The following is a 24,360-nucleotide window of genomic DNA, read 5'->3' on the forward strand; positions in this document are numbered from 1 at the left end:
ACTTAAATGAGAACGGGAGCCTAGTCCTCGCCGCCGTCGCGCCCGACGATGACGGTGTTCTCGACGAGGGTCTTGTGGCCCCGCCGGAGGCGCTCGGAGAGCGCCTGGTGGGAGATGTCGAGCTCGTCAGCGAAGTCCGACAGCGATACGTCCCGCGGGACGTCGTAGTAGCCGTGGTCGTAGGCCGCGGCGATGGTCTCCTCCTGGTCGTCGGTCAGCCCGAAGCGGCCCTGTTTGCCCCGGTCGATGTTGTAGATGCGCTGGATGTCGATGGTGAGGTCGTGTTCCTCGCAGAACTCGTAGGTCCGCGAGAGCGCGTCCCGATCGGGGAAGAGGATCCGCATGAACCAGCCGTCCTGGCGGCCCTCGGCGGCGAGGATCGTGCCGTCCTCCTCGATGAGGATGTGGACGAGGGCTTCGATCGAATCGATCCACTCCATCTGATACAGCGTCTCCTCGCCCGGCTCGGCGATCCGCTTGACTTGAGCGATGCTCGGGTCGTCCTGGAGCGCTTCGTCGAGCTCGTCGGGATCCGCGCTCGTCGCCCAGATGTACGGCATGATGTTCTCAGGATCGTGGGCGACGATCCGCTCGATCTCGAAGTTGACCTCCTCCAGGGTATCGAGAGTCGCGCTGAGCGCGAACTCCCGTGCCGGGAGTCGGATTTCGGCGATAGTTGCCATGGGCACGGTACTGCGTGAAGACGGAAATAGACCGCGGAGACGCGCGCTCCGGTCCGTCGACTCTTTGCCCGATCAGATGTGGAACCGCGACCCGCCCGAAGGGATGGGGTCGCTGTTCACCCGACGGACGTGATGCCCGTGGACGACGTGGTGTTCGATCGCCCGCCCGTCGGCGGGGCGTGAGTCCGCGTCCGTACCGTCCGCGGACCAGTCACAATCTAGACATGTGTAATGCAGTTTCGAACACCTGCTCGACCCTACGACCCTGATCGGGGTGAGTGTGCCACTTGCGTGTCCTACCGGTACTTATGGGGTCAGATAACGTAACGGGGGCGGCGACGAACGGGTGGGCCTACCAGGTCAGTCCCTCGTAGGTGATCGACTCGCTCGGCTCGACGATCCGCCGGCCGTCGATCACCACCGGCGAGGCCATCCCCTCGAAGGCGTCCCCGAGGGCGGCGAACTCGTCCCAGTCGGTCATCACGAGCGTGCCGTCGGCGCCCGAGAGCGCCTCGCTCGCCGAGTCGGCGTACTCGACGTCGGGGAACAGCTCGCGCATGTTCTCGGTCGCGACGGGGTCGTAGGCCACCACGTCGGCGCCGCGCTCTACGAGCCCTTCGATGGCGGGGATCGACCGCGAGTTGCGGATGTCGTCGGTGCCGGGCTTGAAGGAGAGCCCCAGCACCGCGATCCGCGCGCCCTCGACGTCGACGTGTTTCTCGAGCAGCGCAAGCATCCGCTCGGGCTGGCGATCGTTGACCGCGACGACCGAATCGAGCAGTTCGGGCTCGTAGCCGGCCTCGCGGGCCGCGGCCCGCAGCGCGTCGACGTCCTTCGGGAAGCAGGAGCCGCCCCACCCCACGCCCGAGCGGAGGAACTGCTCGCCGATGCGATCGTCGAGCCCGATGGCGTCGGCGATCCGGTAGGCGTCGATCCCGAACTCCTTGCAGACGTTGCCGATCTCGTTGATCAGGCTGATCTTCGAGGCCAGGAAGGCGTTGTTCGCGTACTTGATCATCTCGGCCTCCCTGACCGTGGCCTCGACGACCGCGGGCTCGGCCCGCTCGATCAGCGGCTCGAAGACGCTCTCGAGGCGCTCGTGGCTCCAGTCGTCGCTCGCGCCCAGCACCACCTTGTCGGGCTCGAGGAAGTCCGTCACCGCCGACCCCTCCCGCAGGAACTCGGGGTTCATCCCGACCCTGATCCGCTCGCCGACGGCCTCGCCGGCACCGTCCTCGATCGCCGGGATCAGCGCTTCCTCGGTCGTGCCGGGAACGACCGTGCTTTTGACGACGACGAGATGCTCTTCGCTCCCACCGGAAAGCGCCTCGCCGACCGAGCGCGCGCCGCCCTCGATGATCGAGGCGTCGATGCTCCCATCCTCCCGGGAGGGAGTCGGCAGCGCGAGGAACGTGACGTCACAGTCGGTGATCGCGTCGTAGTCGGTGGTCGCGGTGAGCCGCCCGCCGGCGTGCTCGGAGAGCAACTCGTCGAGTCCGGGCTCGTGGATCGAGGCCTCTCCACGGTTGAGCCGCTCGACGATGTCCTCGTCGATGTCGATGGCCGTGACGTCGTGTCCGAGATCGGCGAAACAGGCGGCGATCGTCGTCCCGACGTAGCCGCTGCCGACGACTGCGATGTTCATTAGGTTAGTCGTCCTTCCTGATCGTAATCAGGGTTTGGATACGTCGCGCCCGCCGTGGGGCGATGAGTGGGGGGCTACGTTCGCTCCTGTAGATGCCGGCCGCTGTCGGCACGTTCGGTGCCCTGTTCGACCCGCGTCGCGTTCGTCCAGCTGAGCTCCTCCTTGCCGAGGACGTCGATCAGGCACTTGAGGTTCAGGACGTCGTGGAACTGCTTGTAGCCGACGACGAGCAGCGGGGCGTAGACGAGCAGGCTCCAGTCCTCGCCCTCGATCTGGACGCCCAGCGCCGCGATCAGGAAGACGATGCTCGTAAAGAAGACGAGCAGGGCGAGCACCTGGGCCGCGAAGCCGGTCACGAGCAGCCAGACGATGTAGCCGAGGACGATCCAGCTCGCGACCGGCAGGAAGAACATCTCGACCAGCCGGAACGGGATCGCGAGGCGGTGAAGCAGCCCGTAGGAGGGGTCGGTCACGACGTCCCAGTGTTTGAATATCGTCATGTAGTTGCCGTGATACCAGCGCAGGCGCTGTTTGTAGAGGTTCCGCCAGCTGCCGGGCGCCTCCGTATAGACGCGCGCGTCGCTGACGGTGACCCGGCGACCGGACTTGAGCACCTTCAGCGTGAGGTCGAAGTCCTCGGTGAGCGTCTGGGGGTCGTACGCGAAGACGTCCTCGAGGGCCTCGCGTCGATAGGCGCCCAGACAGCCCGGCACGACCAGCACGATCCCGAACTGGTCGAGCATCCGGCGGTAGATGTTCTCCCCGATCGAGTACTCCAGTTGCTGACAGCGCGTCACCAGCGAGTCACGGTTCCAGATCGTGACGTTGCTCGCGACCGCCCCGACGTTGTCGTGTTCGGCGAAGGGCGCGACGATCCCCTTCAGCCCCTCGTGGTCGACGATACTGTCGGCGTCGACGGTCACGATGATCTCGCTTTCGGCGAACAGCAGCCCGTAGTTCAGCGCCGAGTACTTCCCGCCGTTCTCCTTCGTCACGACCGTGACGACGTCGGAGGCGAACGACCGCGCCTCGGCGAGCGTCCCGTCGGTGCTGCCGTCGTCGACGACGATGATCTCGAGCTTCTCGCGTGGGTACTCCGCGTCCAGTAGCGACTGGATCGCCCGCCCGACGTAGCCCTCCTCGTTGTACGCCGGTACCAGAACGCTGATCGAGGGGTACTCCTCGGGGCGTTCGGCGGTCCCGTTCCCGGTGAGGTCGTGATACACCGCGACGAGCGCGATGAACCAGTAATAGAAGAAGATGAGCGAGATCGCGAGCAGGTGGACGAACGCCAGTATCGAGGGTGCAACCCAACCGAGGGCAACGATCGCCACCCCATAGCCAAGCAGGACGACGACGAGCGCGCGCGTGGCGAACAGCTCCTTGTAGCGTGGTGCGTGCTCGACGACGAAGTACGACCACCCGATGTACACCACGAGGATCGCCCCCAGGAGGGCGATCGCGTAGAGCGTCCCGTCGTTCATCACGTCGATGAGCAGCCAGAACGGGATCAGCGCGGAGACGAAGAGGATGACCGCACGCCAGTTGACTCGTCCGAGCCGCCCGAGCGCGGCCACGAGCCCGGGGGGCGATCTCATCGGTCGTCCTCCGCGGGCGCCCGGGCCAGCTCGTCCTCGAGCGTCTCCTCGTCCTCGGCCGACGTGTGCTCGATCGGTTCGAGGACGCGCCAGCCGTCGTCGGTGCGTTCGACCGTGCCGTTCTCGAGCCCCTTCGAGAGCTGCTCGAGGGTCATGAACCCGACGTCGTCGGTCGCCTTCATGTGCTGGATCAGGTCCCGGAGCTGATCGAGTCGCTCCTCGCTGGTGAAGTACTGATAGTGGATCATCTGGACGTGGACCCCGTTGTCCGCGTGGGTCTCGTCGAACGCGCCGGTCAGGGTTTCCGTGTCCTCGAACGGGACCTCGCCCGTGCCGTCGTATGCGCCCCAGTCCTCGAAGGCCTGGTTCTCGGGGACGTGCAGCATACCGCCGGCCTCGAAGTAGTACTCGTCCTCGTCGACGTCGTAGTAGCCGTCGGTGAACCAGTCGCCGCCCGAGACCACCGTGTACTCCTCCTCGGCCAGCAACTCGGCGGTGTTCTCGTCGTAGGTGTTCATCGGCGGGACGAACGTCTTCGAGGGCGATTCGACGCACTGTCCGAGGAGCTCCTCGCCCTCGGCGAGCCACTCGGCCTGGGTCTCGTAGGGCACGCCGCCGAACTCGCTGCCGCCGTAGAAGTCCGTCTTCTCCTCGTGGGTATAGCCGTGCAGCGACATCTCGAACTGGCCCGGATGGTCGGCCTCGAGGGATCCGAGGTACTCGCAGGTGTCCTCGTCGTCGGTGATCGGCAGGTCCCCGCCGGGGTTCGGGATGATCCCGAGCGTCACCGGCACCTCCTCGTCGATGAACACCCCATCGACCGCTCGCATCTCCTCGGTGCTGTACCACGGCTGGATGTCGTCGTTCCTGAAGATCACGATCGATTCGTACTCCTCCCATTCCGAATCGGCCGCCGCCTCGGTCGCCGTCGGCGTCGTCTCGAGCAGCGGCGAGGCGGCGAGTGCGCCGGTGACCCCCGCCATTAACACCATGACGACGATCGCCGACGAGAGCAGCTGCTGGCGGCGTTCGGACTTCGGAACGAGCCACGAGGGCAGCCATGTGAGCGGCTGGCCGAGTTCGGGGAGCTCGGGAAAGTTCACGCTGATGGGCTGGGAGACCCCGCCCCCGTCCGCGACCGGCGCCTGCCAGTGGCCGCATTCCCGACAGCGCGCGATCGTCTCGACGACGTCGAACGTCTCGGCGGCTGTCGACTGGCTACACTTCGGGCAACCGTCCTCGAAGGCCGAACGCGCGTCCATCAACCCACACCGGTGCTCGATGACCTGTTCTTCGGACAACGAATCGGACGAGCACGCCGAGCAGACCCGCCTCATCGCGAATCGGCTCCGGCGAGGCGTACCTCGGCCCTCCTCCCGACCCCGAATCGCGCCCCTCCGTTATCGACTGTGTGACATCCCCACCCAGCAACGATCCCGATATCATCGGCACGGCGTGTGGTTCTTCCCGTCGTTTCCCCTGTGACATCCGATTGACCCATCAACAGGACATCAGGTCGGCCGCGGGCTGATCGATTGCCTTCAGTCTCGTTCCGCGTTTTCGCCCGCCGGCGGTTCGACCTCGAACTACCGATCCGGGGTCAGGACCGCGGGGGCCTTCGAGCTCGAAGGTGGACGGAGCTTTTTTGCCCTGGCCGATCGATGGGGTGGTATTCAGTACCGATCACCGCCCGTCCCCGCCCGTAGCGGGGGTCCTCGCTCCGGACATCCATGACGATCATCGCCGACATCACTCTCCCTGCGTCGACGTTCCCGCTGGGGCGTGTGTTCCAGTCGTTCCCGGACGCCACCATGGAGCTCGAACGCGTCGTCCCGCTTCAGGAGACCATCATGCCGCTGGTGTGGGTCGAGGGTAGCGACCCCGACGCGGTCGAATCGGCGCTTCGCTCGCACTCCCAGGTCAAAAACGTCGAGGTCCTTACGGCGACCGGGGCCGAGTCGCTGTTCGAGGTCCACTGGTTGCCCGCGGCCGACGGGCTCGCCGAGGCGCTGCTGAACACCGGCGCGACCGTTCTCGACGCCCGCGGCACCGCCGAGAGCTGGGACTTCCGCCTGCGGTTCTCGGCCCACGAGGACCTCTCCTCGCTCAACGTCTCGCTCACCGAGAAGGGGATCCCGGTCACGCTCCGGCGGATCTACCACCCGCCGCTCGAGGAGATCTCGCCGATGTCGCCGATTCAACGCGAGACGCTGCTGGCGGCGTATCGACAGGGCTACTTCCAGATCCCGCGGCGCATCAACCAGTCCGATCTCGCCGACGAGCTGGAGATCAGCGACAGCGCCCTCTCCCAGCGGATCCGGCGCGCCGTCTCGAAGCTCATCGAACGGGACGTCCTCTCGGAGGAGGCCGGCTCCCGCTGACCGACGACGCTACGTCCCCTTGCGCTGGCGCTTTCCGACCGCGTTCTTGATCTGCTCGGCAAGCACCTCGTATCGCTCGTCGGTGTTCTTCTCCAGATAGCCCGTCACGCCCTTCGACTGGGCGTCGTCGGCGACCGACGAGGAGCCCTTCCCCGTGAACAGCACGAACGGCAGGTCGGGGTGCTCCTCGCGGACCCGCTCGAAGAACTCGAGCCCGTCGATCTCGGGCATCTTGTAGTCGCTCACCACGCAGTCGACGTCGTTCTCCTCCAGATACTCGTACCCCTCCCTGGCGCTCGTCGCCGTCTCGACGGCGAACCGTCCGTCGATCCGCTCGAGGCGGATCGCCGTGAGAGCCGCGCTGTCGGTTTCGTCGTCGACACAGAGGACCTGAACGGTCGACGAGGTGCTATCAGCCATACATCTATTAGGATACAATCGAATAAAAAGTAAGTGATCCGATCGATATCCTCTACGAGGACGATCGTATTTCGAATCCCGTCGATCACTTGAACCATCATCCGTCGGACGATACTTTCCTATCGGGAACGTAAGGAAATTCCCACAGACCGGTCTTGGTCGGCGGGCCTCCGATCAAGATTATCAGTGTAAGGTACACGTAGAAATAGGTGAACGATGCTGCGGTATATTCGATGAGTAGTTTGATACGGACTCCCGACGACCATTGATCATGGTTGATGCCACCATCGACGTGATCGATCGCGGGGGGTTGTTGTGTGATCAGAACTACATGATCGAGGGCCACACGCTCGGCACCCATGAGGAGCCGAACCCCGAGCCCGAGTACACGGAGATCCCCGTCTACAACCTCGTGATCGACCACCCGGAGGGAACGATCCTCTGGGACACCGGCAACCACGAGGACGCCCTCGACGGCCACTGGCCCGAAGGCCTGAAACAGGCGTTTTACCCCCACGATGCGGACGAACACTCCCTCGAAAGCGATCTCGAGGAGGCGGGCTACGGGCTCGACGACATCGACTACGTCTTCCAGACCCACCTCCACCTCGACCACGCCGGCGGCCTGCATCACTTCGACGGGACCGACGTCCCGGTGTTCGTCCACAAACGGGAGATCGAGTTCGCCTACTACAGCGCGAAGACCGACGAAGGAAGCGCCGCCTATGTCCTCGGGGACTTCGATTACGACCTCAACTGGCAGGTGCTCCATCGCGACCACGAGACCCACTTCGAGGACGTCGAGTTCATCCGCTTCCCGGGCCATACCCCCGGACTGACGGGGACGATGATCCACCTCGACGACCGGTCGTTGATCTTCGCCGGCGACGAGATATACAGGGCGGAGAACTACGAGGACGAGATGCCCCTGGGGGCGGGTCTGCTCTGGAGCCAGCGCCACTGGTTCGAGAGCCTCCAGGAGATCAAGGAGCTCGAACGCCGCCACGACGCCGAGGTCGTCTACGGGCACGACTCCGAGCAGTACGAGGCGCTCTCGGGGTGGTCCTGAGTGGGCTACGACCGCTCGGTCTCCGCGCCCGAGCACGCACAGGCCCCCGAGACCGTCTGGGAGCTCGAGATGCCGGACATCCGATTCGGCCGCGACGCCGTCGAGGAGCTCGACTTCCAGTTCGAGGACCTGGGGGTCGATCCCGGCGCCCGCGGGCTGATCGTCACCGACGAGACCCTCGTCTCGCTGGGCCATGCCGAGCGCGTTTGCGAGCAACTCGGTGAGTTCGAGGTCGACGTCTACGATGACGTCGAGCGCGAGCCCTCGCTGGAGGCGGTCGACGACTGCATCTCCTTCATCCGCGACGAGCAGGGTGAGGCGGGCTACGACTTCTACGTCGGGCTCGGCGGGGGTAGCTGCATCGACACCGCGAAGGCCGCCCGGGTGGTGATCGCCAACGGCGGCGAGGTGCTTGACTACATCGCCGAACCCACCGGGAACGGCGAGCCGGTCACCGATTCCGGGGCGCCGCTGGTGCTCATGCCGACCACCGCGGGGACGGGCGCGGAGATCTCGCCCGTCGCGATCCTCTCGGTCGAGGAGAAGGAGATCAAGGAGGCGATCTCGAGCGACCACGTCCGGGCCGACGTCGCCGTCCTCGACCCGACGCTGACGACCACGCTCCCGCCCGAACAGACCGCCAAGACCGCGATGGACGCGCTGGGACACGCGATCGAGGGCTATACGACCCATTCGTACGACAGCCTGCTTCGCGCCGAGGACCCCGCGAGCCGCCCCGTCTACGCGGGCCGAACCCCCGTCACGGAGATGTTCAGCGAGAAGGCCATCGAACTGCTCTCCTCGAACGTCCGCCGGGCCGTGCACAACGGCGACGACCTCGAGGCTCGCGAGAACATGCTTCAGGGCGCGCTGATGGGCGCGATCTCCGGACTGACCGCCGGTGCGAGCCTCTGTCACGCGATGGCCTATCCAGTGGGAAATCGCTATCACACCTATCACGGCGAGACGATCGCGGTCCTCACGCCGGCGAGCACGCTCGGCTACAACGCCGCGAGCGACCCCGAGCGCTTCGCCGAGCTCGCGCGGATGTTCGGCGTCGACACGACGGGGCTCAACACCCGCGAGGCCGCGGATCGCCTCAAGGACGAGTATATCCAGCTCCAGCGCGACCTGAACGTCCTACCCAGCGGGCTAGCCGAGCTCGCGGACGTCGACGAGGGCGACATCGACTGGCTGGCCTCCCAGACCGTCGAGACCCAGGAACGCCTGCTTCGGTGTAACCCCCGCCCCGTGACGAAGGAGGACGCCGAAGCGGTGTTCCGCGACGCGCTGTACAACTGGGAGTAAACGGGTCGGCCCCGACCCGACTCCTTTCCGAGCCAAAAGTTATTTGAAACCAGCCGTCGGATTGTCAATATCATGAAAGCAGTCGTACTCGCAGCAGGGGAGGGGACGAGGTTGCGCCCGCTGACCGAGGACAAACCCAAGGCGATGGTCGAGATCGACGGCAAGCCGCTGGTCGCCCACTGTTTCGACAAGCTCGCCGATCTGGGTGCCGAGGAGTTCGTCGTCGTCGTCGGCTACATGAAGGAGCACATCATCGAGCACTTCGGCGACAGCTACCGGGACATCCCGATCACCTACACCCACCAGCGCGAGCAGCTGGGACTGGCCCACGCGCTGTTGAGCGTCGAGGAGCACATCGACGACGACTTCATGCTGATGCTCGGCGACAACGTCTTCAACGCGAACCTCGCGGACGTCGTCCGTCGCCAGCGCGAGGAGCGTGCCGACGCCGCGTTCCTCGTCGAGGAGGTTCCCTGGGAGGAGGCGAGCCGTTACGGCGTCTGTGACACCAACGACTTCGGCGAGATCACCGAGGTCATCGAGAAGCCCGACGACCCACCGACGAACCTCGTGATGACCGGCTTCTACACCTTCTCGCCCGCGATCTTCCCGGCCTGCGAACTGGTCCAGCCCTCCAACCGCGGCGAGTACGAGATCAGCGAGGCGATCGACCTCCTCATCCGATCGGGTCGCACCATCGACGCAATCGGCCTCGACGGCTGGCGGATCGACGTCGGCTACCCCGAGGACCGCGACGAGGCCGAGGAGCGCCTTCAGGAGGCCGAGGCGGCGGCGAAGGCGGACTGAGCGTTCCTCCTCTTCCCCTTTCGTTCGTTACTCGCCACAGCCCGCCGACCGGACCGATGCCGTCCGTGTGTTCTTTTCCAGTTCTCATAATATAATTCATATAAGTACGCAATGGAATCCGTTTATTGGAGTGGTTATGATGGGGTCATACGAGGGAGTACTCCATGACGGACGGACGCTACAGCCGATTACCGATCGATCGATCGCGCCAGCGGGTCGCCTAGAGTAAAAGATGGTACGGGAACTAACACGACGGGTCAGCGGCTTCTTCACGACGTTGGGCGCCGTCGCGAGTCGGGTGGTCCAGCGGTATCTCCCGGACGCGTTCATCTTCGCGCTGCTGTTGACGTTCGTGACGATGGTCCTCGCGGTTCTGCTCACGCCGACCGGCCCGGCGGCCGTCACCGCCCAGTGGGGCGAGGGCTTCTGGTTCGTCATCACGTTCTCGATGCAGGCCTCGCTCGCGTTGTTGACGGGCTGGGCGATCGCGGACTCCCCGCCGGTCAAGAAGGTGCTCGGGCGCCTCGCACGGATCCCGAACACCCAGCGCCAGGCCATCGTCGCGACGGCGCTGGTCGGTCAACTGGTGGGACTGTTCCACTGGGGGATCGTCCTCGTCGCCGGCGCGATCTTCGCCCGCGAGGTCGGCATCGCGATGGACCAGCAGGGGATCGAGATCCACTACCCGCTGCTCGTGGCGACCGCCTACGCCGGCCTGCTGCCCTGGCATCAGGGCCTCTCGGGGGCCTCCTACCTGCTGAGCGCGACGCCGGGCCATTTCCTCGAGGACTCGATCGGCGTGATCCCGGTCTCCCAGACGATGTTCACCGTCCCCAACGTCCTGATGGCGGGCTCGATCGTGCTGCTGACGCTCGTGCTCATGCCGCTGATGGCGCCCAAGGAGGACCTCGTGACGATCCCCGAGGAGAAGCTCCGGAAGGCCGACGACGACTTCATGACCGACGGGGGGAACGTCGAGGACCCCCACCGCTCGCGGACCTCGGCGCTGAAGTCCGCTATCGTCGACAGCAAGCTCCTCTGTATCGGGACCGGGCTGCTGCTGTGGGCGTATCTGCTCTACCTGTTCGCCACCTCGCCGTTCACCGAGGTGCTCGACATCAACGTCTTCATCTCGGCGATGCTCGGGTTGGGCTTCATATTCCACATGTCCTTCGCGAGCTTCTTCGGCGTCTTCCGCGAGGCCATCGAGGGCGCGAGCCAGGTCATCATCCAGTTCCAGTTCTACGGCGGGATCATGGGCGTGATGGACGCCTCCGGGCTCGCCGAACTGATCGCGGCGACCGCCGCCCAGTACGCCACCGAACAGACCTGGTACCTGCTCGTGTTCGTCTCGGCGGGCGTCGTCAACTTCTTCGTCCCCTCGGGCGGGGGCCAGTGGACCGTCACCGGGGAGCTGATGACCAACGCGACCCAGAACATCGACGGCACGGACGTCGAGACGATGATGGTCGCATTCGCGATGGGCGACCAGTGGACGAACATGATCCAGCCGTTCTGGGCGATTCCCGTCCTGGGGATCGCCGGCCTCTCCATCCGCGACATGATGGGGTATGCGGCGGTGCTGTTCGTCTTCAGCGGGCTCGTCCTCGGCGGCGGGACGATGCTGATGGGCTACGGGATCCTGGAGGTGAGCTAGAATGGCGACGCGCTCGGAGACCGCCGAAGCGAACGACGCGGACGACGACGACGGGTTCGTCCCGTTCCTCGGGAGCTTCTTCCCCGAGTCGCTCGCGCTCTCGGTGCTGCTCGCGCTGCTCGCGCTGGTGGTCACGATCCCGTATCTCGCCCCGCTCGACCAGCTCGAGCTGTTCTCGACGGGCTTCTACGAGCTGTTCGCCCTACAGATGGCGCTGATCCTCTACTGGGTGCTGTCGGCGACCGTCGTCGAGGCCCCGCCCGTGGGCGCGCTGTTCGACCGGATCGCCGGCCTGATCCCGACCGGCCAGACGGCGATCGTCTACGCCACGGGCGCCGTGGCTCTCGCGTTCGGCTGGGTCAACTGGGCGCTCGGGCTCCTCGGCGGCGTGTTCATCGGCCGTCGGCTCTGCCGGCGTGCACGCGAGGAGGGCGTCGCGGTGCACTACCCCTCCGTGCTGACCGCCGGGCTGCTCTCGCTCGTGGTCGCGAACCAGGGCCCCTCGAGCCCCGGCGCGCTGTTGATGGCCGACGCGGAGATGGCCGAGATGACCGGCTTCCTCGCCGATTCCGCCGGCGCCGTCGGCATGGCGGAGTTCGCCCTCGCGCCGGCGAACCTCGTCCCTAGCCTCGTCCTGATCGCCACTCTCCCGCTGCTCCTGGTGGTCCTCGCGCCCGACGACGAGGCCGACCGCCGGGAACTGGGGACCGACCCGCTGCTCGAGGGCGACATCGCCTCGACCCTCGATCACTACGTGATGCCGACGCGTTCGGAGTACACGGCGGCCGACTTCCTCGAGCAGTCGCGGCTCATCTCGATGGTCGCGGTCGTCATCGGCGTCGGCTCGGCGGGGATCCACTTCGCGACCGGCGGCTCGCTGACGCTGCTCTGGCTGCTGTTCTGCCTGATGATCCTCGGGCTGCTCGTCCACGTCCGTCCGATGGCCTTCCGCTCGAAGACCACCGGCGCGACCCGGTGGGCGAACCACGTCGCGATCCCGTTCATGCTCTACGGCATCGTCTTCGCGCTGCTCTCGGGGGCGGGGCTGTACGACGCGATCGGCGACGCCGTCGCGTCGGGCGCGGTCGGACCGTTCCTCGCGTCGCTCGGGCTCGGACTGTTGATCCCCGATCCGGCCTCCGTCTGGCTGATCGTCGGCCCGGCGATGGTCGCCGGCGAGGTCGAGCTGCTCACGTCGCTCGTGGCCGTGATGTACGGCGCCGGGCTGTCGAACCTCTGGCTGGGCTTTCTCTTCCTCGGGATCCTCTCGGTCCGCGGGTTCGACCCGCGGGAGTTCCTCCGTTATGCGGCCGCCGTCACCGCCTACGTCTCGGTCGTGGTCCTGGCGTCCGTCGCGCTCCTCTGACCTCCGTCACTCCTCCCACGTACAGCGGACGATCTCGATCGCCCAGGTGCCGTCGCGCCACGGGAGCACCGACCCGTTCTCGAGGCGGACCTCGTGGCGCCCCGCCTCGTCGGCGACGAACGAGGTCTCGATCGCGCCGTCGCCCGATTCGTCGATCAGCGCCCCCGAGGGCCCGACGACGGTGAGCGAGGGGTCGACGCCGTCGCGCGTCCGCGTCCCGATCCGTAGCTCGTCGTACTCGGCCAGGTCGAACGCGTAGGCCTCCTCCGAGCCGCTTTCGACCGCCACGGTCTCGCTGACGGCCACGTAACAGTCGGTGACGTACACCGTTCCGAGCTCCACGGCGTCGTCGGCCCCCGCTCGGCCCTCCGGGGGCGCGCCGCTCGCGACGGCGACGCTCAACGAATAGGCCCCCGCCGCCTCGAAGGAGGGCGCGAAGCGGGCGACGGCGCTCTCGCCCGGCTCCAGTGACCCCTCGCTGGTGTCGACCGCGTTGCCGTCCGCGAACAGCGTCGCGCCCGCCGTCCCCGCCTGCTCGCCGACGTTTTCGACCCGCACGTCGACGTCGAGGGGCTCGCCGACCCCGGCCGACCGCTCGGGGACGGCGGTCTCGTCGATCTCGAACGTCGCCGGGATCTCGACGGTCACGACCCCGAGGGGTTCCCCACCGAGTTCGATCTCGTAGCTGCCCGGCGACCCGAAGGCGTGCGTGATCGCCGTCGACTCGCGCCCGTCGGCGTCGATCGTCAGCTCCCGGCTCGCGACGGTCCGGTCGTCCGCCCGCAGGTCGACGTCGACGGAGCCCTCCTGGCCGCCGACGTTCGCGACCGTCGCGCGCGCCTCGATCTCCTCGCCGACCGCGACCGTCGTCTCGGCCAGCGACGCCTCGACGAGCTCGAACTCCGGCGGGGGGAGCTCGACCCGGACGGTGTCGACGACGACGTCGTTGACGCCGACTTCGTACTCGCCGGGCTCGCCGAACGAGCCGGAGAACGTCACCGACTCCGTCCCGCCGGGATCGACCTCGACGGCCTCGGTGTCGACGATCACGTCGTCCATGCGTAGCTCCGCGTGGAACGTCCCCGCCTCCCCGCCGGTGTTCTCGATCGTCGCGGTCACCTCGAAGGTCTGCTCGGTGTGGATCTCCGTCGCGTTCACCGCGGCGTCGCGGACGGCCATCTCGGCCCCCTCGGCCTCCTCGGCCGACTCCTCCTCCCCTGCTTCGCCGCCCGAATCCGTACAGCCCGCGGCGCCCGCTATGGCCGCCGCTCCGAGGCCGACGAACCGCCGCCGACCGAGCGGCCAGTCGTCCGTTCCGTCCCGTTTCCCGCCGTCGTTGCTCGTTCCCATCCTCACCCGGGGTCGCGACGCGAGACGCGTCCACGACCGCTCTCCGTGACAGTACGTCCGTCCAGCGTTTCCGTCTTGCCCTCGATCCCTGCCCTCCGCGACCTCCTTGGTATCCGACACTACTTAACGCACCTGCAAGTGTAGGGTAATCGGATGTACGAGTGGGCGTTCTTATTGGAACAATGGCCGTACCTACTCGAAATACTCAGTCGATTCCGACGGTGGTCGGAAAACGGGACAACAAACGTCGCTGGTATGCGCTCAGATATCTACGGGCGTGCACATATCCGGCGACGATCGACGAAGTGAGCGACTACGTGGGGCCGCGCGTCGGCGTCGACCCTGACGTCATCGAGGAAACGCTCCGGAACGACGACGTTCCGGCGCTGGACGCGTGTGACGCGATCGAGTACGACCCCGAGTCGGATCTGCTCTGTCTCGACGAGGAACGCGCGTCGTTCGCGGACCGCGCCCGGCGCGCCATCGGCGCCGACGCGCTCACCTACCAGAAGCCGCCGCGGGTCGTGCGGAACGTGTACGGCGCCGACTGACGGTCCCCGCGGACGGACCAGCGGTACGACCGTGTCGAAAGCCCGACCGGCTCCCGGTTTAGTTCGCACACCTTCCTCTTGAAGAAGGCCTATAGTTCATCGGGCCCTCCCTATCGCCATGAGCGAAACCGACCGAGAGTCATCGCGACTGTCGGACGGAAGATACGATCGCCCTCCTCACGGCCCTCCCCCGTCTCCGTCGGCTTGGCCTGAGTCCCGGGTCGATCGGGCGGTGAGCGGTCGATGACCGGGTCGATCCCGGTGCTCTACGTCGAGCCCGACCCCGCCGCCGTCGACACCGTCGTGACGGCCGTCTCGGAGGAGTATCCGGAGCTGTCGATCACCGCGGTCGGGTCCGCCGCGGAGGCGCGCGACCGGCTCGCCGACGGCCCCGTCGGCTGCGTCGTGAGCGCGTACGACCTGCCCGACGCGAACGGCCTCGAACTCCTCGAGGCGGTCGGTTCCGAACACCGCGACCTCCCGACCGTCCTCGTCGCCGGCCGCGACGACGGGGTCCTCGCGCGCGAGGCGCTCTCGGCCGGGGTGAGCGATTACCTCCGCCGGAGCGACCCGATCGAGCCGGCGCTGCTCGTACGGCGGATCGAGGGGGTGGTTCCCGACAGCGATACTCCGGTCGAGCGGTCGGGCGCCCACGTCGAGGCGCTCACGCACGCCGCCTCGGACGTCATCGTCACGGTCGACGAGGCCGGCACGATCCGGTTCGTCAACGAGGCCGTCGAGGACGTCTTCGGCTACCGGCCCGAGGAGCTGGTCGGCGAACCGGTCACGACCCTCGTCAGCGACGTCGACACCGACCGATACCTCGACGACCTGCGGGAGTACCTCCGGACCGACGGTGAGGCCGACTGGGGTCATACCGAACTGACCGGCTGTCGCAAGGACGACTCGACGGTACCCCTCGAACTCTCCTTCGGCCGGTTCGAGTACGACGGCCGGCGTTTCATCACGGGGATCGCCCGGGACATCTCCGAGCACCGTCGCCTCCGGTCGGAGCTCGACGAGCTGATCGGCCGCGTCACGGACGCCTTCTACGGCCTCGATTCGGAGTGGCGCTTCACCTACCTCAACGAACGGGCCGACGAGCTCATCAACCCCGAGGGGAAGGAGCTGATCGGCGAGACCGTCTGGGAGCAGTTCCCGGGGGCGCTCGACACGGGGTTCGAGGAGCAGTACCGCCGCGCGATGGAGACCCAGACGCCGGTCGCCTTCGAGGAGCACTACCCCGAGCCGCTCGACTCGTGGTTCGAGGTGCGGGCGTACCCCTCCGAAACCGGCCTCTCGGTGTACTTCCAGGACATCGACGACCGCAAGCGGCGCGAGCGCCAGCTCGAGACCCTCAACGAGGTCTCCCAGGAGCTGACGACGGCCGAGACGATCGAGGGTGTCGATCGCATCGCGATCGAGGCGGTCGACGAGACGCTCTCGCTTCCGATCGCGTCGATCAAGGTGTACAACTCGGAGACCGGCTATCTGGAACCGGTCGGCGGCGACTGGGACTCGCCCGCCGTCGGGCGTCGCCTGTTCGAGTCCCGACGGACCGTCCCGTGGCAGGTCTTCGCCAGCGGGGAGCCGGCGGTCTACGACGACCTGAACGCGACCGACCTTCCGGCCGAGGAGACCCCGCTTCGCAGCGCGATCGTCCTCCCGCTCGGGAAACACGGCGTCCTCATCGCCGGCTCCGACGAGCCCGACGCGATCTCGGAGGACGACGTCGCGCTCGCGGAGATCCTCGCCGCGAACACGACCTCGGCGCTGGACCGGGTCGACCGCGAGCGCGCGCTGCGCGAACAGACCGAGCGCCTGGAGGAGCAGAACACGGCCCTCGAACGAGTCCAGCGACTCAACGCGGTCATCCGCGGGATCGTCCAGGAGCTGACGCACGCCTCGACACACGAGACGGCCATGCAGGCGGTCTGTGACAGGCTCGCCGACTCCGAGCCCTATCGGTTCGTCTGGATCGGGATCCACGACCCGGCCACCGACGAGATCACGCCGGAGGCGTTCGGGGGCGTCGAGGAGGGCTATCTCGACGAGATCACGGTGACGGCCGACGAGAGCTCGACCGGCATGGGGCCCGCCGGGAGGGCGTTCCGGAGCCACGAACCCAGCGTTCAGAACGACCTCTACACCGATCCCCCCTTCGAGCCGTGGCGCCAGGCCGCCCTCGAGCGTGGCTACCGCTCGAGCATCTCGATCCCGATCGTCCACCGGGACACCATCTACGGCGTCCTGAACCTCTACGCCGAGGAGGCGAACGCCTTCAACGGAACCGAGCGCGACGCGCTCGGCGAGCTCGGCGAGACGATCGGCTACGCCCTCAACGCCCTCGACAGGAAGCGCGACCTCGTCAGCGATCGCTCGCTCGACCTCGAGTTCCGGCTCCACGACCCGGCCGACCCCCTTCTGGCGCTCCTGGCGGAACACGACTACACGATCGAGTTCGAGAACACCGTCCACCGGGCCGACGACAGCCTCCAGGCGTTCGTGGCGATCGACGAGGCCGACCCCGAGACGGTCTCCGGATTCGAACGCGAGGTCGACGACATCGAGGAGAGCCGCTTCGTCCGCGAGCAGGACGGTGCCTACCTCTTCGCCTGGACGCTCGCGCCGTCGTCGTTCTTCCCGTCGCTCGTCGACCAGGGCGTGCTCCCGCGGCTGCTCGCGGCCGACGCGGACGGGGGCCGTGCCGTCGTCCGGATCTCGCGGACCGCCGCGGTCCGGTCGGTGATCGACCGTTTCGAGGCCCGCTACGACGAGGTCGAGCTGATCGCCCAGCGCGAGCGCGACGAGCCGATCACGACCCAGCGGGAGTTCGAGACGGAGTTCAAGGACCTGCTGACCGACCGCCAGGAGGAGATCCTTCGGCTGGCCACGGTCAGCGGGTTCTTCGAGTGGCCCCGGGCCACCACCGCACAACAGATCGCCGACATGATCGGCGTCTCGCAACCGACGGTGAGCCGCCACCTCCGCGCCGGCGAGCGAACGCTGTTCGATCTCCTGTTCGAGGGGGACTGACAGGCGTGCTACAGTTTAGATATATAACCCCCTTTTCGACGAAACGGGTAGATAACTACTCCACGCGCCTATACCGGTTCGGGACGAACCACCGTTAGTAGCATGATGCAGCATATGTTCCGATGTCTCGACTGTGACTGGTCCTCCACCGCCGTCCCCCAGCCCGACCACCGAGGAGTCACGGAGCGAGCGATCTCCCATCACGTCGAGACGGGCCACGAGCTCACCGCGACCACCACCCGGGGCCGATCCCCGACCGACGCCGACCGGGCCCAGGAGGCGTCCCAACCGGCCGAATGAGCTCGAACCCGCTGCGCTCATCCCAAGAGACCATGACGACAGATACCTCCCCCGAACGGACACGACAGCCCAGAGAGGACGTCGCCCTCAGACAGCCCGTCGGCGACGACCGAACGATCTGTGAATCGATCTTCACGACCGTGGCCACAGCCGAGGACCGGCCGGTCACCGAGCTCGACCCGCTCGGGGAGACGGTCGATTCGGACGCCCTGAACGCCCTGTTCCCGTCGGGACTTCGGGACAGCAGCCGGGAGCTGGCGTTCCACTACGCCGGCTACACGGTCGTCGTCACCGACGAGGCGGTCACCCTGTTGTCGCCGACCTGAGCGACGCCGCGACCCTCTCGGACTAATTTTCTATAAAATATCCGAAACATTTAATGTCTCTCTACTTATATTAGTTGACATGAGTATTGGCGTCCCGCAGACGACGTTGCTCGACCAGATCAAACACCAGATCGACTCCGGAGAGTATCGCGGAGCCCTCTCGACGTACCGCGACTTCCGGGAGGCGTTGCCCGACTGCGAGCACGACCCGGCCCGGCTGCGGATGGTGGACGAGGCCGAGGAGGCCGCCCGGGCATCCTTCCGGACCGGGGCGGTCGGCTTCGAGAGCCAGATGAACACGCTCGTGTTCGTCGCCCGCCGACTGGTCGAGGAACCGCCGAAGAACGCCTGACCTCGCCGGCCCGCCCGCCACGACGACTCCACTTCCTCGCTTCCCGTCGACGCTACCATCTCCAGTCCCCCGACCATATTTCTCACTAACTATCCATGAAAAAGAACTATATGTGCTCGTATGTTTCCACTAGGCGACGAGAAAACGAGTGATACCCAAAATGAATGGAAAAACACTATCGAACGTACACCCGAACGATGCGGACCCGGCGTCGTCGTTCATCACGAGCCCGGCGGAAGTGGAGAGCGTGCGCGCACGGATCGTCTCGTTCATCAGGCTCGCCATCGAGGACGCCGACGCGGGCGGCGTGGTCGTCCCGATGAGCGGCGGGATCGACTCGACGCTCACCGCCGCGCTGGCGATCGAGGCGCTCGGCGAGGACCGCGTTCTCGGGCTGGGGCTGCCGTGTCACAAGACCGAGAGCGTCAACGCCTACGACGCTCGGACGATCGCCGGCGGGCTCGGCATGGAGTACCGCGAGGTCCAGCTGCGCCCGCTGCTCGACTGTTTCGAGGACATGGTTGCCCCGCGGCTCGACCCGATGGGCGATCGTCACGCGATCGGGAACGTCATCGCCCGGCTCCGGATGACGTGTGCGTACTACGTCGCGAACACCCGCGGGGACCTCGTGTTGGGCACCGCGAACCGATCGGAGCACCTGCTCGGCTACTTCACCAAGTACGGCGACGGGGGTGCGGACCTCTTCCCGATCGGGGACCTCTATAAGACCGAGGTCGGGACGGTCGCCCAGCGCATCGGCCTCCCCAAGCGGATCATCGGCAAGGAGCCCACCGCCGGGTTCTGGGCCGGCCAGACCGACGCCGACGACCTGGGCGCCCCCTATGACGTCCTCGACCCGATCCTGCTGCGGGCCGTTGATCGGGACGACCCGCCCGACCGGATCGCCGCCGACGTCGACGTCGATCCCGACACCGTCGAGGAGCTCCTCGAACGCTGCGTCGCGTCCGCCCACAAGCGCGCCGTCCCCCCGAAGCCGGGGATCCGCGACCGGGTCAGCCCGGACCGTCCCTCGTCCGAATAGCTCCCTTCGACCTATGTATACATCCGTCGACTATAAGGGACATATTACTATCGAAGATCGACAATACAAACGAATATATATGCCAATCACCTATTCGCAGGCGGCGGTAGTTCCCGACCCGCCCACAAACGCCACCAGCCTGTCGTTGTGAGTCCCAATGCGTGCCCGGCGACCCCTCGTTGCCCGCTGAGGCCCGGGGAACGGGGAGCCGCCGCGTCTCGCTTGTCCCGTGTTCGATCGCGTAGCCCGGCGCTTTCCCTGCTATCGCATGGAGCCGATACCTGCAGGCGATCGCTTCTTCGTGTTGCCCGTCGTAGGACGTATATCGGCGAACGGCTGTGACCGGTCGACCGCGAACGCACGCGAGACCGGACCCGCGACCGCCGCTGATGGGGAGACAGTTATGGCCACCACAACCACCGACCAGCGATTCGACCAGTCCCAGCTACCGGCGCTGCTCGGGACGCTCTCGACGCGCCTCGAGGAGTTCGAGACGTCGATCACCGACGGGAGCGACGACGAGACGGTCGCGGCGACCGCCGAGGAGCTCTGGACGATCCTCGAGGAGGCGATCGACGTCATCGAGACGATCGACTTCGAGGGGCTTTCCGACGCGATCGACGCCGAGGCGCTTCCGGAGGCGATCGACGCCGATCGGCTCGCAGACGCCCTCGAGACCGGCGACGCGACGGAGGTGCTCGACCTCGCGGCGCTGTACGAGGCGGTCGACCTCCGGATGCTCTGGCAGGCCGTCGACGTGCCGGCCCTCCGGAAGGAGGAACACGAGCTGCAGGCCGAGATCGACTCGTTCCTCGGAAACGACGAGTCCGAGGACGAATCGAGCGAGTCGGACGAGTCGGTGCTCGACGAGACCGCGAGATCGCTGGCCGGCGCCGAGAGCAGACAACAGCTGCTTCAGGCAAAGATCGGCGCCGCGATCGACGCCTTTCGGACCGCCCTGCTCGCGGCCCACCTGCGCTCGCGCCGGCTGTACGAGGCCAACCGGCGGTCGTTCGATCGCTCGGGCAGCCGGAACCCGTCGCTGACGGCGACGATGCCCCGCGGCCCGCTTCCCGCGTCGGCGTCGACCCGCGTCTCGACCGTCCCGACGCGGGCGCGCCATTCCCACACCAAGGGCCGGCCGCGGATCTACGGGCGCCGGTTCGAGCGGGTCCGCCGATGACCGTGACCCCCGTTAGCGCATTATTTGACCCAAACACATACGAAAAAATACCTATCTGTTCCGGCATCAGTTATTTACCGGTATACGAATAATGAAACATCCATGAGTGTTGACGGATTGATAATAAACCTGAACCGCCTGAGTCACGAGCTGTCCGGGGCTGTCGCTACACGCGAGCGCGTCCGTATCGAGACCCGGCTGGCGGACCTGAACCGGTGTCCCGAGTGTGGGGCGTTCGCGGCGTTCGACACCCTCATCGCCCCGCCGCCGGTCGACGCGACCGAGTACCCCTCCGAGACGATCCGCCGGTCGGTCCTCAGCGACTACTGCGTCGACGTCCGCTTTGCGCCCTGTGGCCACGAGGTCGACCTGCACGCGATCGACGGGCTGGCGGTGACGCTCCGGGACGGCCCGATCGAGGTCGACTACAGCCCCGAGGTCTCCGTCAGCTGATAGACGTATCCCCCGATTCCGCCGTCGGCGCGAGGCGGGGCCGTTACCCGCCGGCATATAGTACCGTTGTCCTCGCAGGTCCGACCGTTTCCCGGCTGGGGTTCGTCGAATCACACGTCATGATCGGATCTCTCGCGGCCGGCAAGAAGGGTGCGGAGCTCGGCTACAAAGTGTACGGCGTGCCGGGGGCCGTCGCCGCGGGCGCCGGCGGTGCGGCGGGGATGCTCGTCGCGAAGAAGGGCCTCGAGGTCGCCGTCGAGACCGAGTCGTCGTCGATAGCCGACGACGAGGGGACCCGGATCGAGGTCACCGAGATCGACGGCGACGACGACCCGGACCCGAACTCGGATCCGGGTCCGGCGGGCGACTGACGGACGGACGCTTTTTCGGCGCGCTATATGTCGGTCAGCAGCCGGAGCAGGACGCCCGTGACGATCACGAGCAGTCCCGCGATCGTCGCGATCGGTGGGATCGGGACGAACAGCAGTACAACGCCGGCCAGTATCACCAGTGACGAGATTCGAACCATGCACTGCGTATGCTCGACGGATGAACTAATAACTGGCCCCTGCACTCCCAATCGTCCCGTCTCAGAAGGCGAGCGTCTTCACGACCACGGGAACGGTGTCGCCGCCCAGCGGCCGTCCGACGTCGAGATACTCCCCCTCGGCCGCGCGGACCTCGTCGATCACCGCGACGGGGTCGTCGAGCCGCCGGCCGAGCGCCTGCCCGAGCGCCTTCGCACAGTCCTGCTCGACGAGCACGACGACCGGCCGCCCCGTTCCAGCGCCCACCTCGGCGCTCCAGGCGCCGGCGATCGCCCCCGCCATCTCGGTCAGGCGGTCGTAACTCAACACGCCGACGTCCTCGATCGCGAGGACGAACGGGACGGGGCCGTGGCGGGAGGTCGCCTCCCGGATCGTCGCCCGAAGCCGCGGTTCCAGCCCCGTCCCGTCGACACTCGAGAGGTCGCCGACGCCCGCCACGGGCAGGTCACGAAGCGGGAGCAGCGACTCCTCGACGCCGATCGTCCGCCCGCTCAGCTCCGTCGTCCGCGTCCCGACGCCGACGACGGTCGCCCGGATGTCCTCGCCGAGTTCGACGACCGGCAGCCCGCCTACCCGCCGGCCGATCGCCGCGGCGAGCGTCGGCCCCAGGTCGCCGTACTCGAACGGATCGGTTTCGGAGACAGCGTTGACCAGCCGGCCGACCCCGCCGGTGAAGGCGATCCCCTCGACCGCGACCGGCTCGGTCGGCAGCTCCCCGATCGCGAGCGCTCTCGTTCGCTCCGAGAACGGCGGGCCCGTGATCGCGTCGATCACACAGTCGGCCATCGCGTCCGCCAACCGCTCGAGCGCCCCCTTCGACGGCTCCCGGCCGACTTCGAGGTCGATCCCGAGGTCGTCGGCCAGCTCCCGCGCGGGCGGGGAGACCGACGCGATCGCTCCCCTCTCGTCGAACCGGACGAGCCGTCCCCCGACGTCGAGACAGCGCGTATCGCGGACGCCGTCGGCGTCGAACACCGCGACGTTGGTCGTCCCGCCGCCGACGTCGGCGTTCGCGACGACCTCCCCCCGATCTCTCGCCCGCGTCGTCGCCCCCGAACCCCGCCCCGCGAGGATCGCCTCGAGCTCGGGGCCGGCCGCGGCGGCGACGAACTCGCCGCCCTCGCTCGCGACGCGGTGGACCAGCGCCTCGGCGTTTCCCTTTCGAGCCGTCTCGCCGGTGACGATCACCGCTCCCGTGTCGATCCCGATCGGATCGATCCCGGCGGCCCCGAGCTCGTCCTCGACGATCCCGGCGACCGCGTCGATGTCGACCGTCTCCGGGTCCGACAGCGGCGTCTCGCGGATCTCGCCGCGGTGACGGACCGTTCGCTCGGCGATCTCAAGCTTGCCCCCGTTCGCCGGGCTCGTGACCCGGAGCTCGCTCACCACGACCTGCGTCGTCGTGGTCCCGACGTCGACCCCGAGGCTGACGAGGTCGTCGCTCATCGTCGGTCCCTCGGTCGGGGGTCCGCCGGCTCCCCGCCCCTTTCGAGTGGGTCGCGTCGCCCCATGCTCACTCGGCGACGAACTCCCGGTCGTCCTCGCGCAGGTCGATCCCGCTGCGTTCGGTCTCGCACATCTCCGCGATCAGGTCGACCAGCTGGGCGCCGGCCTCGATCGGCGGCAGTCCCCCCTCGTGAACGTTCGAGACCACCGACTTCTTCGCGGTCGGACCCCCGCGCTCGGGCCCGTAGACCGAGTACGCGCTCAGGCTCTCGGCGCTCGCGAGTCCGGGACGCTCGCCGATGAGGATCACACAACACTCCGCGCCGAGCTCCTCGCCGATCGCGTCCATGACGTCGACGCGGCCGTATTCGACGAACACCGGGGTGCCGACCCGCAGGTCGCGGTCGGCCAGCCCGTCGAGCAGGACGGGCAGCAGTTCGGGGACGTTTCGCTCGACGGCGGTCGAGCTCAATCCGTCGGCGACGATCAACTGGACCTGCGGGCCGACCTCGCACTCCTCGCGCAGTCGATCGGCGGCCTCCTCGGAGATCTCCCGGCCCCTGTCAGGGTTCGCGAGGAACTCCCCCTTGTCCTCGACCAGCGTGCTGATCGCCACCATGCCGTGCTCCTCGGCGAACGACGCCGGGACGTGGGTCAACACCGCGTCGCGGGCGATCCCGTGGTCGGCCCAGAACTCCAACAGGGTCTCGGTCCGCGGGCGCGAGCCGGCCCGGCCGACCCCCAGCCGCGAGGGGCTTCGGTCGGCGATCCGTTCCAACAGCTCCGGGTCCCGTGGCCCGTCGCCCTCCGCCCCCGTCTGCTCGCGTTTTCCGGCCATG

24 protein-coding genes are annotated in these 24,360 nt (G+C 67.2%); 15 read left to right on the forward strand and 9 right to left on the reverse strand.

Translation table 11 applies throughout. The annotated features are described in order from the left end of the window. Positions 1-20: 20 nt before the first annotated feature. The 4 genes from WOA58_RS11945 to WOA58_RS11960 form a co-directional block, all read right to left on the reverse strand. The gene (locus WOA58_RS11945; protein ID WP_340604438.1) at positions 21-683 is read right to left on the reverse strand and encodes a helix-turn-helix domain-containing protein; all 663 of its coding nucleotides are present in this window, start codon (positions 681-683) and stop codon (positions 21-23) included. A gap of 352 nt (positions 684-1,035) precedes the next feature. Further along, positions 1,036-2,328: a UDP-glucose 6-dehydrogenase AglM gene (aglM, locus tag WOA58_RS11950; RefSeq protein ID WP_340604439.1), complete on the reverse strand. Its 1,293-nt coding sequence runs from the start codon at positions 2,326-2,328 to the stop codon at positions 1,036-1,038. Positions 2,329-2,402: 74 nt separating this feature from the next. Further along, positions 2,403-3,926, reverse strand: coding sequence for a glycosyltransferase family 2 protein (locus WOA58_RS11955; RefSeq protein WP_340604440.1), 1,524 nt, complete (start codon positions 3,924-3,926; stop codon positions 2,403-2,405). Further along, on the reverse strand, positions 3,923-5,188 hold the full coding sequence (locus WOA58_RS11960) for a DUF2334 domain-containing protein (RefSeq protein WP_340604441.1): 1,266 nt from the start codon (positions 5,186-5,188) through the stop codon (positions 3,923-3,925). Before WOA58_RS11960 ends, WOA58_RS11955 begins: the two co-directional genes overlap by 4 nt. Positions 5,189-5,656: 468 nt before the next feature. Here WOA58_RS11960 and WOA58_RS11965 point away from each other — a divergent pair, with 468 nt between their 5' ends. After that, entirely contained in the window at positions 5,657-6,307 is a 651-nt protein-coding gene (locus tag WOA58_RS11965; protein ID WP_340604442.1) for a helix-turn-helix domain-containing protein, read from the forward strand. 9 nt (positions 6,308-6,316) lie between these two features. Here WOA58_RS11965 and WOA58_RS11970 read toward each other — a convergent pair whose 3' ends face one another. After that, entirely contained in the window at positions 6,317-6,727 is a 411-nt protein-coding gene (locus WOA58_RS11970; RefSeq protein ID WP_340604443.1) for a response regulator, read from the reverse strand. A gap of 271 nt (positions 6,728-6,998) precedes the next feature. On the opposite strand from WOA58_RS11970, the gene WOA58_RS11975 reads away from it, so the two are divergent. From WOA58_RS11975 to WOA58_RS11995, 5 genes are all read left to right on the forward strand, one after another. Next, entirely contained in the window at positions 6,999-7,796 is a 798-nt protein-coding gene (locus tag WOA58_RS11975) for an N-acyl homoserine lactonase family protein (RefSeq protein WP_340604444.1), read from the forward strand. After that, a complete protein-coding gene (locus WOA58_RS11980) occupies positions 7,797-9,104 on the forward strand; it encodes a hydroxyacid-oxoacid transhydrogenase (RefSeq protein WP_340604445.1) in 1,308 nt (435 codons plus the stop codon). Between the two features lie 72 nt (positions 9,105-9,176). Continuing rightward, positions 9,177-9,911 (forward strand): UTP--glucose-1-phosphate uridylyltransferase AglF, encoded by a 735-nt coding sequence (gene aglF / locus WOA58_RS11985; RefSeq protein WP_340604446.1) that lies wholly within the window; start codon positions 9,177-9,179, stop codon positions 9,909-9,911. Between the two features lie 232 nt (positions 9,912-10,143). Then, positions 10,144-11,568, forward strand: coding sequence for a short-chain fatty acid transporter (locus tag WOA58_RS11990; RefSeq protein WP_340604447.1), 1,425 nt, complete (start codon positions 10,144-10,146; stop codon positions 11,566-11,568). A 1-nt stretch (position 11,569) separates the two neighbouring features. Continuing rightward, positions 11,570-12,934, forward strand: a complete 1,365-nt coding sequence (locus WOA58_RS11995; RefSeq protein ID WP_340604448.1) for a TIGR00366 family protein — start codon at positions 11,570-11,572, stop codon at positions 12,932-12,934. 6 nt (positions 12,935-12,940) lie between these two features. Here WOA58_RS11995 and WOA58_RS12000 read toward each other — a convergent pair whose 3' ends face one another. Then, positions 12,941-14,284 (reverse strand): CARDB domain-containing protein, encoded by a 1,344-nt coding sequence (locus WOA58_RS12000; protein ID WP_340604449.1) that lies wholly within the window; start codon positions 14,282-14,284, stop codon positions 12,941-12,943. Positions 14,285-14,589: 305 nt separating this feature from the next. On the opposite strand from WOA58_RS12000, the gene WOA58_RS12005 reads away from it, so the two are divergent. From WOA58_RS12005 to WOA58_RS12045, 9 genes are all read left to right on the forward strand, one after another. Then, positions 14,590-14,835 (forward strand): hypothetical protein, encoded by a 246-nt coding sequence (locus WOA58_RS12005; RefSeq protein ID WP_340604450.1) that lies wholly within the window; start codon positions 14,590-14,592, stop codon positions 14,833-14,835. 243 nt (positions 14,836-15,078) lie between these two features. Further along, a complete protein-coding gene (locus WOA58_RS12010; RefSeq protein WP_340604451.1) occupies positions 15,079-17,871 on the forward strand; it encodes a bacterio-opsin activator domain-containing protein in 2,793 nt (930 codons plus the stop codon). Between the two features lie 114 nt (positions 17,872-17,985). Continuing rightward, positions 17,986-18,171, forward strand: coding sequence for a hypothetical protein (locus tag WOA58_RS12015; protein WP_340604452.1), 186 nt, complete (start codon positions 17,986-17,988; stop codon positions 18,169-18,171). A gap of 32 nt (positions 18,172-18,203) precedes the next feature. After that, on the forward strand, positions 18,204-18,497 hold the full coding sequence (locus WOA58_RS12020) for a HalOD1 output domain-containing protein (RefSeq protein WP_340604453.1): 294 nt from the start codon (positions 18,204-18,206) through the stop codon (positions 18,495-18,497). Positions 18,498-18,576: 79 nt separating this feature from the next. Continuing rightward, complete coding sequence (locus WOA58_RS12025) at positions 18,577-18,849, forward strand: hypothetical protein (RefSeq protein WP_340604454.1); 273 nt, start codon at positions 18,577-18,579, stop codon at positions 18,847-18,849. Between the two features lie 160 nt (positions 18,850-19,009). Further along, positions 19,010-19,891, forward strand: a complete 882-nt coding sequence (locus WOA58_RS12030; RefSeq protein WP_340604455.1) for an NAD+ synthase — start codon at positions 19,010-19,012, stop codon at positions 19,889-19,891. Between the two features lie 403 nt (positions 19,892-20,294). Continuing rightward, a complete protein-coding gene (locus tag WOA58_RS12035) occupies positions 20,295-21,074 on the forward strand; it encodes a hypothetical protein (RefSeq protein ID WP_340604456.1) in 780 nt (259 codons plus the stop codon). Between the two features lie 102 nt (positions 21,075-21,176). Continuing rightward, complete coding sequence (locus WOA58_RS12040; RefSeq protein ID WP_340604457.1) at positions 21,177-21,527, forward strand: hypothetical protein; 351 nt, start codon at positions 21,177-21,179, stop codon at positions 21,525-21,527. Positions 21,528-21,646: 119 nt separating this feature from the next. Continuing rightward, complete coding sequence (locus tag WOA58_RS12045; RefSeq protein WP_340604458.1) at positions 21,647-21,898, forward strand: hypothetical protein; 252 nt, start codon at positions 21,647-21,649, stop codon at positions 21,896-21,898. Between the two features lie 23 nt (positions 21,899-21,921). Here WOA58_RS12045 and WOA58_RS12050 read toward each other — a convergent pair whose 3' ends face one another. From WOA58_RS12050 to eutC, 3 genes are all read right to left on the reverse strand, one after another. Beyond that, positions 21,922-22,056, reverse strand: coding sequence for a transporter (locus WOA58_RS12050; protein ID WP_340604459.1), 135 nt, complete (start codon positions 22,054-22,056; stop codon positions 21,922-21,924). A gap of 61 nt (positions 22,057-22,117) precedes the next feature. Next, positions 22,118-23,521: an ethanolamine ammonia-lyase reactivating factor EutA gene (locus WOA58_RS12055; protein WP_340604460.1), complete on the reverse strand. Its 1,404-nt coding sequence runs from the start codon at positions 23,519-23,521 to the stop codon at positions 22,118-22,120. Positions 23,522-23,588: 67 nt separating this feature from the next. After that, positions 23,589-24,359 (reverse strand): ethanolamine ammonia-lyase subunit EutC, encoded by a 771-nt coding sequence (eutC, locus tag WOA58_RS12060; protein WP_340604461.1) that lies wholly within the window; start codon positions 24,357-24,359, stop codon positions 23,589-23,591. Position 24,360 lies beyond the last annotated feature (1 nt).

Source organism: Halalkalicoccus tibetensis, assembly GCF_037996645.1.
Taxonomy (GTDB): domain Archaea; phylum Halobacteriota; class Halobacteria; order Halobacteriales; family Halalkalicoccaceae; genus Halalkalicoccus; species Halalkalicoccus tibetensis.